This window comes from Mesorhizobium sp. M2C.T.Ca.TU.002.02.1.1, from assembly GCF_003997225.1.
The window spans coordinates 1-3,621 of sequence record NZ_RZTO01000644.1 but is presented as its reverse complement, the minus strand read 5'-3'; the positions used below and the strand labels follow the sequence as shown (position 1 = coordinate 3,621).

The 3,621-nt window shown below is 64.5% G+C and carries 2 protein-coding genes; both read left to right on the top strand.

Going from position 1 to position 3,621, the window contains the following annotated elements; translation table 11 throughout:
- A partial coding sequence (gene mfd, locus EOD07_RS26700; RefSeq protein WP_127237542.1) for a transcription-repair coupling factor occupies positions 1-2,483 on the top strand: 2,483 nt, incomplete at its 5' end.
- 212 nt (positions 2,484-2,695) lie between these two features.
- Positions 2,696-3,621: 3-deoxy-7-phosphoheptulonate synthase class II (locus tag EOD07_RS26695; RefSeq protein ID WP_164772554.1), on the top strand; the 926-nt coding region annotated here is incomplete at its 3' end.

Sequence of the window (3,621 nt, the reverse complement as noted above, 5' to 3'; positions counted from 1 at the left end):
ATCTCAAGGCTTCGCTCGGCCCGCGCGAAGACATCGACTTCACAGTGTTCGATGCGCCCGATGTCGGAGGCAAGAAGGTTTTCCATGCCGGCTCGCGCCATGGCCGCAGTTTTGCAGAGGAACGCGCCGATCCGAGCATCAACGTCTTCGACGTCGTCGTAAAACACATTGCCGACGAGCGCGAAGTCCGTCGCCGTGTCATCGTCGCCGGCTGGACCGAAGGCTCGCTCGACCGGCTCGGACAAATTCTCGCCGAGCATCATCTCGGCAATCTGAAGACCGTCGCGACGCTTGCCGAGGTCGAAAAGCTCGAGCCGGGGCAGGCGGGCCTTGCCGTGCTGCCGCTCGAATCCGGCTTCGAGACCGACGGTCTGGTCGTCGTCGCCGAGCAGGATATCCTCGGCGACAGGCTGATCCGGCGTTCCAAGCGCAAGAAGAAGGCCTCCGATTTCATCGCCGAGGCGTCGTCGCTGTCTTCCGGCGACATCGTCGTCCATGCCGATCACGGCATAGGCCGCTTCATCGGCCTGCGCACCATCGAGGCGGTGGGCGCGCCGCATGACTGCCTGGAAATCCACTATGCGGGCGACGACCGGTTGTTCCTGCCGGTGGAAAACATCGAGCTTTTGTCGCGCTACGGTTCGGATTCGGCCGAGGCGACGCTCGACAAGCTGGGCGGCGGCGCCTGGCAGGCGCGCAAGGCGCGGCTGAAGCGGCGCCTGCTCGACATGGCCGGGCAACTGATCCGCATCGCCGCCGAGCGGCAGATGCGTTCCGCGCCCGCGATGATCCCGGCCGAGGGGCTCTATGGCGAGTTTGCCGCGCGTTTCCCGTATGAGGAAACCGACGATCAGCAGACAGCGATCGATTCCGTCATGGACGATCTCGGCGCCGGCAAGCCGATGGACCGGCTGGTCTGCGGCGACGTCGGCTTCGGCAAGACGGAAGTGGCGCTGCGCGCCGCCTTCATAGCGGCGATGGAAGGGTTCCAGGTGGCGGTCGTCGTGCCGACGACGCTTCTGTCGCGCCAGCATTTCAAGACCTTCTCGCAGCGTTTCTCAGGCTTGCCGATCCGTATCGCCCAGGCCTCGCGCCTGGTCGGCTCCAAGGAACTGGCCGAAACCAAGAAAGGCGTTGCCGAGGGCACGGTCGACATCGTCGTCGGCACGCATGCGCTGCTTGGATCTTCGATCTCGTTCAAGAATCTCGGGCTTTTGATCATCGACGAGGAGCAGCATTTCGGCGTCAAGCACAAGGAGCGGCTGAAGGAGCTCAAGAACGATGTGCATGTGCTGACACTGTCGGCGACGCCGATCCCGCGCACGCTGCAGCTGGCGCTGACCGGCGTGCGCGAGCTGTCACTGATCGCCACGCCGCCGGTCGACCGCATGGCGGTGCGCACCTTCATCTCGCCCTTCGATCCGCTGGTCATCCGCGAGACGCTGCTGCGCGAGCGCTATCGCGGCGGCCATTCCTTCTATGTCGTGCCGCGCATCAGCGACCTTTCGGAAATCCATGATTTCCTAAAGGAATCGGTGCCGGAGCTGAAGGTGGCGGTGGCCCATGGCCAGATGCCGCCGGGCGAGCTCGACGATATCATGAACGCCTTCTACGATGGCCAGTACGACGTGCTCCTGTCGACCACCATCGTCGAATCCGGCCTCGACATCCCGACCGCCAACACGCTGATCATCCATCGCGCCGACATGTTCGGCCTGGCCCAGCTCTACCAGCTGCGCGGCCGCGTCGGCCGCTCGAAGGTGCGCGCCTATGCGCTGTTCACGCTGCCGGCCAACCGCAAGCTGACCGACACGGCCGAGCGCCGGCTGAAGGTGCTGCAGTCGCTGGATACGCTCGGCGCCGGCTTCCAACTGGCCAGCCACGACCTCGATATCCGCGGCGCCGGCAATCTGCTTGGCGAAGAGCAGTCCGGCCACATCAAGGAGGTCGGCTTCGAGCTCTACCAGCAGATGCTGGAAGAGGCGGTGGCGGAGGTGAAGGACACCGGCGAAGTCCAGGACGGCGGCTGGTCGCCGCAGATCGCGGTCGGCACCGCCGTGATGATCCCGGAAAGCTATGTGCCCGACCTGCAGCTCCGCATGGCGCTCTACCGGCGCCTGGGCGACCTCGAGACCACCGAGGAGATCGACGGGTTCGGCGCCGAGCTGATCGACCGTTTCGGGCCGCTGCCGGAAGAGGTGACGCATCTGTTGAAGATCGTCTTCATCAAGGCGCTCTGCCGCAAGGCCAATGTCGAGAAGCTCGATGCCGGTCCCAAGGGTGTCGTCATCCATTTCCGCAAGCGCGAGTTCCCCAACCCGGTCGGGCTGGTCAAATTCATCGGCGAGCAGGGCTCGCTGGCCAAGATCAGGGCCGACCACAGCGTCGTCTTTATCCGCGACTGGCCGAACGCCGAGAAGCGTTTGGCGGGATCGGCGGTGGTGATGACGCAGTTGGCCCGGCTGGTCGACAAGGCCGCTTAACGACGTCCACATTGGGAAGCTGAGCAGCTCAAGGCATTCGCCACCACTGAAAAACCCGGCTAGAATAGGCAGTCGGCTTCGTGTAAGGAGCCGCGACCTCGTATCGAGGCTGGAATGGCGGGCAAGGACGCTCGCCGGTTTGTTTGATGCAATTCCGGACGGAAATTTCGCATTTTCCCGGAGTTGCTCCGAAAGGGCGTTTGGGTGCAGCGATGACGAAATGGTCGCCGAATTCGTGGAGGGCAAAGCCGATCAAGCAGGTCCCGGCCTACCCGGACCTTGGGGCTTTGCAAGCCACGGAGGCGCGGCTTGCGACCTATCCGCCGCTGGTCTTTGCCGGCGAGGCGCGCAAGCTGAAGAAGCAACTGGCAGCGGTTGCCGCCGGCGAAGCCTTCCTGCTGCAGGGCGGCGACTGCGCCGAAAGCTTTGCCGAGCACGGCGCCGACAACATCCGCGACTTCTTCCGCGTCTTCCTGCAGATGTCGGTGGTGCTCACCTTCGCCGGCGCGCAGCCGGTGGTGAAGGTCGGCCGCGTCGCCGGCCAGTTCGCCAAGCCGCGCTCGTCCGACAACGAGACCAAGAACGGCGTGACGCTGCCGAGCTATCGTGGCGACATCATCAACGGCATCGAGTTCGACGCCAAGTCGCGCATCCCCGATCCGGCGCGCCAGGAGATGGCGTATCGCCAGTCGGCCGCGACGCTCAACCTTCTGCGCGCCTTCGCGCAGGGCGGCTATGCCAGCCTGGAGAACGTGCATCGCTGGATGCTGGGTTTCGTCGCCGACAGCCCGCAGGGCGAGAAATACGGTGCGCTCGCCAACCGCATCACCGAGACGATGGATTTCATGCGCGCGGTTGGCATCACGTCGGAGACCAATTTCGCGCTGCGCGAGACCGATTTCTACACCAGCCATGAGGCGCTGCTGCTCGGCTATGAGGAAGCGCTGACGCGCGTCGATTCCACGTCCGGCGACTGGTACGCGACCTCGGGCCACATGATCTGGGTCGGCGACCGCACCCGCCAACCCGACCATGCGCATATCGAATATTGCCGCGGCATCAAGAATCCGCTCGGCCTGAAATGCGGCCCGTCGCTGACGCCGGATGGCTTGCTGGAACTCATCGACCTGCTCAATCC